Origin of the sequence: Oliverpabstia intestinalis, from assembly GCF_009696065.1 — a bacterium.
In the GTDB taxonomy this organism is placed as follows: Bacteria; Bacillota; Clostridia; order Lachnospirales; family Lachnospiraceae; genus Oliverpabstia; species Oliverpabstia intestinalis.
The window spans coordinates 92672-99804 of the sequence record NZ_VUMS01000013.1 but is presented as its reverse complement, the minus strand read 5'-3'; the positions used below and the strand labels follow the sequence as shown (position 1 = coordinate 99804).

8 protein-coding genes, 2 tRNA genes and 1 rRNA gene are annotated in these 7133 nt (G+C 44.0%); all 11 read right to left on the bottom strand.

Annotated features, from left to right (window positions below):
- A 16S ribosomal RNA gene (locus FYJ57_RS08645) occupies window positions 1–122 on the bottom strand; the annotation flags it as partial.
- Window positions 123–449: 327 nt separating this feature from the next.
- Window positions 450–538: transfer RNA gene (locus FYJ57_RS08640), tRNA-Ser, on the bottom strand.
- A 37-nt stretch (window positions 539–575) separates the two neighbouring features.
- A tRNA-Ser gene (locus FYJ57_RS08635) sits at window positions 576–661 on the bottom strand.
- Between the two features lie 96 nt (window positions 662–757).
- Window positions 758–1462: a 2-C-methyl-D-erythritol 4-phosphate cytidylyltransferase gene (ispD, locus tag FYJ57_RS08630; protein ID WP_328597453.1), complete on the bottom strand. Its 705-nt coding sequence runs from the start codon at window positions 1460–1462 to the stop codon at window positions 758–760.
- Window positions 1463–1480: 18 nt separating this feature from the next.
- A complete protein-coding gene (tsaD, locus tag FYJ57_RS08625) occupies window positions 1481–2503 on the bottom strand; it encodes a tRNA (adenosine(37)-N6)-threonylcarbamoyltransferase complex transferase subunit TsaD (protein WP_154432346.1) in 1023 nt (340 codons plus the stop codon).
- Window positions 2469–3416 carry a ribonuclease Z gene (locus FYJ57_RS08620; protein WP_154432345.1) on the bottom strand — a complete coding sequence of 316 codons (948 nt, stop codon included), beginning with the start codon at window positions 3414–3416 and terminating at the stop codon, window positions 2469–2471. Before FYJ57_RS08620 ends, tsaD begins: the two co-directional genes overlap by 35 nt.
- Before the next feature lie 16 nt (window positions 3417–3432).
- Entirely contained in the window at window positions 3433–3882 is a 450-nt protein-coding gene (rimI, locus tag FYJ57_RS08615; RefSeq protein WP_022171382.1) for a ribosomal protein S18-alanine N-acetyltransferase, read from the bottom strand.
- Entirely contained in the window at window positions 3882–4592 is a 711-nt protein-coding gene (gene tsaB, locus FYJ57_RS08610) for a tRNA (adenosine(37)-N6)-threonylcarbamoyltransferase complex dimerization subunit type 1 TsaB (RefSeq protein ID WP_118575585.1), read from the bottom strand. Before tsaB ends, rimI begins: the two co-directional genes overlap by 1 nt.
- A complete protein-coding gene (gene tsaE / locus FYJ57_RS08605; protein WP_022171384.1) occupies window positions 4589–5032 on the bottom strand; it encodes a tRNA (adenosine(37)-N6)-threonylcarbamoyltransferase complex ATPase subunit type 1 TsaE in 444 nt (147 codons plus the stop codon). Before tsaE ends, tsaB begins: the two co-directional genes overlap by 4 nt.
- Window positions 5033–5047: 15 nt before the next feature.
- On the bottom strand, window positions 5048–5551 hold the full coding sequence (locus tag FYJ57_RS15850; RefSeq protein ID WP_022171385.1) for a YcxB family protein: 504 nt from the start codon (window positions 5549–5551) through the stop codon (window positions 5048–5050).
- 69 nt (window positions 5552–5620) lie between these two features.
- Window positions 5621–7102: a glycoside hydrolase family 32 protein gene (locus FYJ57_RS08595; protein ID WP_154432344.1), complete on the bottom strand. Its 1482-nt coding sequence runs from the start codon at window positions 7100–7102 to the stop codon at window positions 5621–5623.
- Window positions 7103–7133: the final 31 nt, after the last annotated feature.

Genomic DNA, 7133 nt, shown 5'->3' with positions numbered 1-7133 from the left:
CGTCCGCCACTCAGTCACTAAGGACTTCATCCGAAGAATCTGTCCAAAGCGCTTCGTTCGACTTGCATGTGTTAAGCACGCCGCCAGCGTTCATCCTGAGCCAGGATCAAACTCTCTAAATAAATGTTTGCTCCAGGTCAAAATCAACTCTTGGCTAATTTATCCCTTTTACTGTTTTTTAAGGATCTTTCGATCGTTCGTTTTTATGATTTTAAAAAGAACTTTCGAGGAATGTGTTTCACTGTTCAGTTATCAAAGATCAGTTTTGCATTGCCGTTTGTCTCAAACAGCTTTGCTATTATATCATGTCGTTTCCTGCCTGTCAAGAACTTTTTTTAACTTTTTTGAAGTTGTTTTTGCTTCTCTCTTGCAGCAACTTTGGTAGTATATCATGTCTACCGCTTAGTTGTCAAGAACTTTTTCCTCGCAACTCTTCGGTTTTCACCGAACGGAGAAGGAGGGATTTGAACCCTCGCGCCGCTACTAACGACCTACTCCCTTTCCAGGGGAGCCCCTTCAGCCACTTGGGTACTTCTCCAAATGCCTGATCAGAAGATCAGTTTTTTCTTTTGTAACGGAGAGGGTGGGATTCGAACCCACGCGCCCTTTCGGACAAACGGTTTTCAAGACCGCCTCGTTATGACCACTTCGATACCTCTCCATATCTCTGTAGTGGTCTGCGCTTTTGTCTCGCTCGAAGACAAGTGATATTCTATCATCTGTTTTTCAATATGTCAATATACTTTTTTCATTTTTTTTACTTTTTTTTATCATATGTTTCACGGGCAAATATTTCACCAATTTCAAGGTCTTCCGGTGTAGTAATTTTTATATTTTTATAAGATCCTTCATATAACCATACCTTATGATTTCCATAATCCTCTACTACCATAGCATCATCTGTAATTCTGCTGCTGTCATGCATCAATGCTTTTTCATAAGCTTTTTTTATCAGATGATACTCAAATATCTGTGGTGTCTGAACATTCCACACATGACTCCGATCCGGTGTAGATACCACTTTTTTTCCTTCACCAATTATCTTCACTGTATCTTTGGATGGCACACCTGCTGCACATGCCTGATATTCTTTCGCACAGTCAAGGCCTCGCTGAATCAGTTCTTCTGTGACAAATGGTCTTGCTCCATCGTGAATCAGAACATAATCTGTTTTGTGACAGGCACAAAGTCCCTGATAAACCGATTCATATCTCTCTTTTCCACCTGCAACTACTTCTGACACTTTATCAATATGATACTTCTGCACAAATGCATCTTTACAGTAATTGATTTCTGTTTTCCCACACACCAGAACAATGTCTGTGATTTCCGGTGAATCCTGAAAAGCTTTCAGTGAATAATACAGCACCGGATATTCTCCCAGCTGTAAAAACTGTTTCTGTACATTACTTTTCATCCTTTTTCCCTGACCTGCTGCCAGAATGATTGCTGTACATTTCACTGGTATCACCTTCCTTTCTTACCGTTCTCCCAGTTTCAGATTTGGAACTGCATTCAGATCCCATCCGTGACGCACACCTTTTTTGTATTCGTAATAAGCCGCAACACCAATCATTGCCGCATTATCGGTGCAAAAGATCGGCGATGGATAATAAAACCTGATATGTTCTCTCTCGCACGCTTCTTTCATTGCCTGACGCAGAGCACTGTTGGAGGCAACACCACCAGCAATGGCCAGTTTATCCATATGATGCTCTTTTGCCGCCTTTACCGCTTTTTCCACCAGTGTATCTACCACTGCTTTCTGGAAAGATGCAGCAATATCTGCCTCACAGATTTCTTCTCCCTGCATCTTACATCGATTAATATGATTTAAAACTGCAGATTTTACTCCGCTGAAACTGAAATCATAAGGATCTTCCAGTTTTGCCTTTGGAAATACAATGGCATTCGGATTCCCCTCTTTGGACACTTTATCAATCTTTGGTCCGCCCGGATATCCCAGACCAATGGCACGTGCTACTTTATCAAAGGCTTCCCCTGCCGCATCATCTCTTGTTCTTCCAAGAATTTCAAACTCTCCGTAATCTTTGACGATCACCAGATGGGTATGTCCGCCGGATACGATCAGGCACATAAACGGTGGTTTCAGATCCGGATGTTCAATATAATTGGCAGAAACATGTCCCTCGATATGATGGACTCCTATCAGCGGCAGTTTTTTCGCATAGCTGATTGCCTTCGCTTCTGCCACTCCCACCAGCAGTGCTCCAACCAGACCCGGGCCATAGGTGACTCCGACAGCATCCAGATCCTCCAGCGTAACATCTGCCTCTGTCAACGCCTCTTCTACTACCTGATTTATTTTTTCAATATGTTTTCTGGATGCGATTTCCGGCACCACCCCTCCATACAGAGTATGCAATGCAATCTGAGAAGAAATTATATTAGACAAAATGGTTCGTCCATTTTTCACTACGGAAGCTGCCGTTTCATCACAGGAACTCTCAATTGCCAGAATTAAAACATCTTTCGCACTCATTTTCTTCCTCCTCAAATAACAAATCCACGGATTTTCCATCTTTTCCAACATAACTGTTCGGGAAAATCTCTCTTACACCATCCATATATTCTTCCGGATGTACCAGAGAGGGACTGAAATGTGTCAGCCACATTTCTTTTACCTGTGCTTTTTTCGCGAGTTTTGCCGCCTCTTTCATCGTCATATGCTTGTATTCTCTCGCTTTTGCGTCTTTTTCCGGTTCTCCGTACATTCCCTCACATATCAGCAGATCCGATTCTTTTGCATGTTCTTCCATCGATACCGTCGGACGACTGTCCGTACAGTATGTGACTTTCAGACCTTTTCTTGCCGGTCCGAGTACCATATCCGGTGTATACACCTTTCCGCCTGCCTCGATGGACTCACCTTTTTGCAGTGGGTTCCAGTATTTCAGTGGAATCTCGTTGGCTTTTGCCTGTTCCACAGAGAATTTTCCACCACGGCGAATCTCTACGGTATAGCCGTAACAGGTCACATTATGGTTCACCCGAAACGCCGTGATCTCATACCCCCGAACGGAAAATTTTTCTTCCTGCCCCTGAATTTCTTTGCAAATAATTGGAAATGGAAGTTCCGGAGCAATGGTACGAAGAGCATTAACCACCCGTTCAAGTCCTTTCGGTCCGATCAGGGTCAGCGGTTCCGTACGTTCTGCATTTCCCATAGTCAGTAACATTCCCGGAAGACCACTGATATGATCTGCATGATAATGAGTGAAGCAGATCACATCGATCGGTTTAAAGCTCCATCCTTTCGACTTCACTGCCACCTGAGTTCCCTCTCCACAGTCGATCATCAGACTGCTTCCGTTATATCTGGCAAGGAAGGAGGTAAGATATCTGCGTGGCAGTGGCATCATCCCACCTGTTCCCAATAAACATACATCTAACATCGAATTTTTAATTCCTCTATCTTTCTTTTCCAACTGTCTCATGCATCATCAGTACTGCATGTTCCACAGGATCCTCATAATAATTTTTCCGTAAGCCATTTTTCACAAATCCGGCTTTTTCATATACATGAATTGCCCTTTCATTGCTCTCGCGGACTTCCAGAAAAAGACGGGACACTCCCATCTCATTCGTTATTCTGATCAGCTCCTGCACCAGAAGCTTGCCGGTACCATGGTTCTGCCTGTCTTTTTTCACAGATACATTCGTAATATCTCCTTCGTCCTGTACCATCACAACACCACAATACCCAAGGATCTCTTCTCCTTCCGCCGCTATCAGAAATAACGTATCCTGACGGATAAGAAAAGTAAAAAAACCTGTTTCTGTCCACGGGCGGGAGAAATTCTCATTTTCAATCTTCATCACCTGTTCCAGATCGTCCAGCTGCATTTCCCGAATTTTCATTATTTTTTTCCTGCTTCTCTTTCCGCACGCTCCCGCTCTGCCTGAGATACCCGAAGATATTCCGGCTGATGCTCGGCTGCTGTCACTGTCTTGCCTTCCCGGTAATATTTTTCTGCCAATGCTCCCACAGCTCCTGCACGCTGTTTGTTCAGATGTGCCGGTGCAAAACTGTACGGTACCTGCATATTTTCTTTTAACATCTCCTGATAAACCGTAACACCGTCTCCCAGAAAGATCACCGCTTCTCCCAATGCATTCAGTTCCCGGATCAGTTCTTCCACAGCAATTGCTTTCTGTCTGCTCACTGTTACCAGTTCGTGATCTGCAAAGCGGTAGATTCCGGTGTAGACCTGTTTTCTTCTCGCATCCATCATCGGGCAGATCACGCCTGTAGAATCATACAGATTATATGCCAGTGCGTCTACTGTTGGCACCGGTATCAGCGGTTTCTTTAATGCCAGTCCCAGTCCCTTTGCCGTGGCGGAACCTATACGAAGTCCAGTAAACGATCCCGGACCTGCTGCCACTGCAATAGCATCTATGGTTTCCAGATCCAGTTCGATCATCTTCGCGATCTCATCAAGCATCGGAAGCAGGGTCTGAGAATGTGTCTTTTTATAATTCACCGTATATTCTGCCAACAGCTGATCGTCTTCCACAACTGCGACAGACGCTACCAGTCCTGAGCTGTCAAGTGCTAATATTTTCATTTGTTCTCCCATCCTTCCAGACCGGTAATGGTGATCCGACGGTAATCAAATCCTTTTTCCAGGTCTTTCTCAATTGTTACATGAATACTGTTTTCCGGAATCAGTTCTTCTATCAGTTCCGCCCATTCGATCATACACACACCATTTCCGAAGAAATAATCATCATAACCGATTTCTTCCATCTCTTCGATATCTCCGATACGGTATACATCGAAATGATAAAAAGGAAGTCTTCCCTCTTCATATACCTGCACAATGGTAAATGTCGGGCTGCTGACCGCTTCTGTGATTCCTAGTCCTCTGGCGATTCCCTGAGTAAACACTGTTTTCCCAACGCCAAGGTCTCCATTTAGGGTATAGATTTGTCCTGCTTTTGCCTGTTCTCCAAGTTTCTGTCCCAGTGCAAAGGTCTCTTCAGGACTGTTTGTTTCTATTGTCATTGTTTTCCTCTTTCTTTATTTCAGACGGATCTTCAGTTTTCTTGCATCCACATGTTTTTTCAGAAGTTCCATCAGCTTCGGATAATTTTTACCGACTGCTGCCTTGGGCCATACATATGCATCTGCCTTGTTGATATAGACATACAGACATAACTGACTGTCAATCACCTTTTCCACCTGAGCCCATTTCAGATGTCCGGTCTGGGCGTTCTGGATCGTGGTGATTCCGGTACTGTCTACTTTGTAAGTAAATGGTTTACGATACACTGGTGTTCTTTTGAATCCCTGATCCGCCTTGATCCAAAGTTTTCCCGGCATCAGGAGCAGGAAAAATACAGCAAAAAATATATAACACACGCTGAACATTCTTCCCACCCGGTTCCAGGTAAGCACACACAGTGGAATCATCGCAAGTCCTGCCAGAAGACTGAGCTTTCCACGCAGGGTCCGGTAGGTATGCTGCAGAAAGAAATCAAACAGATACTGTCTGCTCATCTGCACATTAAATTGTAATTTCACTTCTGTTCTCCTTTAATTTCTGATCTTTGCACATTATAGCATAGGAATCTTATTCCCACAAGAAAGGGTCTATTCCGGCATGGTAATTGTATGCTGTGTCACGCTGAATGTTGCTTTTCCATCGCTAGAAAATACGATCCCCTGCGACTTCAAATCCGTATAGATCAGTGTTGTCATCGCCTGTTTACCATCATTTGCAAATACTTCTATTGTATACTTATCCATCACAATCCTGAATTTGATCGTTTCTTTCTCATTTGCCACCTTCATACTGCGACTGCAGATCACATCTCTTACCAGACCGGAATACGTACGATCCACGGTAAATAATTCCTGGTATCTGTTATAGTACAGTTCCGTATAATTTTCATCATCGCAGGCAAGCAAAATGGAGAATCCTTCCAGATCCTCTTTTTTTACTTCTACCGTCATATCAAAACTTCTGCCTGTGATTCCGTCCAGTTCAGCAGACTGGTTTTCCAGGGTGACATTTTCATAGCTGTGCTCGCCGGTATAATAATTTTCAATCTCACGTACCGGAAGCTGTACCAGGCTGCCGTCTTCCACATGGAGTTCTCTCGGAATGGTCATAAGACCGGTCCAGTCCATATCTTCCGGAGTCATGAAATTATCCCAGCTCTGCAGCCATGCAATCATAACTCTTCTTCCATCGGTTGTTTCTACCGTCTGCGGTGCATAAAAATCCATACCATAGTCCACCTGTCTCGCATCGCCTCTGGTATAAGTCATCGCCTCTTTCTCATAATCTCCGGTAAAATAGATGGAATTGTTTCCATTATGAAACTCCAGTCCTTCTGCTCTCATAAACTGCGGAGATACGATCAGAACCTGACAGCCGTCAAGTGCAAAGAAATCCGGGCACTCCCACATTTTTCCATAGCGGTTTTTACACTGGTCGATCATTTTCTCGTAATTCCAATGGAGCGCATCTTCAGATGTAAATAGTGCCAGCTGACCGCTTCCATCCTCTGCCTTGCTTCCGATCAATGCATAGAAGCGTCCGTCTTCTTTCCAGATCTTCGGATCACGAAAATCCACCGGGGAGCTTCCTTCCGGCAGGCAGTCTGCGGTGATCACCGGGTTTTCTGCCACTTTTTCATAATTTTCGCCATCACCGATCGCAATGCTCTGTGTCTGGCGTACCATATGTGTGCCATCCTCCAGATCTTTTTCCAGAACACTGGTATACATCAGAATATGTTTTCCTTCATGTTCCACAGCTGTTCCGGAAAAACATCCCTGACCATCGTATTCCATATCCGGTGCCAGCGCACATGGAAGTTCTTCCCATTTGATAAAATCTTTTGTCCTGCAATGTCCCCAGTGCATCGGACCCCATTTATTTTCATATGGATAATACTGATAAAACAGATGATATTCCTCACCAAATCGGGAAAATCCGTTCGGATCGTTGCACCAGCCGGTTGTCGGCGTTACATGAAATGCCGGACGTTTATCCTCATCTCTCTCCTTCTTTTTCTTTGCCTCATATGCAATTGCTTTTGCTAATTTTTCGGATTGTTTATTCATTAATTAAACCTCTCTTTGCTGTCATTTTTTG

What these genes read in the sequence shown, in the direction of transcription:
- tsaD (WP_154432346.1), bottom strand. Translation starts at nt 2,503, where the DNA reads ATGAGTGCGAAAGATGTTTTAATTCTGGCAATTGAGAGTTCCTGTGAT.
- FYJ57_RS08620 (WP_154432345.1), bottom strand. Translation starts at nt 3,416, where the DNA reads ATGTTAGATGTATGTTTATTGGGAACAGGTGGGATGATGCCACTGCCA.
- rimI (WP_022171382.1), bottom strand. Translation starts at nt 3,882, where the DNA reads ATGAAAATTCGGGAAATGCAGCTGGACGATCTGGAACAGGTGATGAAG.
- tsaB (WP_118575585.1), bottom strand. Translation starts at nt 4,592, where the DNA reads ATGAAAATATTAGCACTTGACAGCTCAGGACTGGTAGCGTCTGTCGCA.
- tsaE (WP_022171384.1), bottom strand. Translation starts at nt 5,032, where the DNA reads ATGACAATAGAAACAAACAGTCCTGAAGAGACCTTTGCACTGGGACAG.
- FYJ57_RS08595 (WP_154432344.1), bottom strand. Translation starts at nt 7,102, where the DNA reads ATGAATAAACAATCCGAAAAATTAGCAAAAGCAATTGCATATGAGGCA.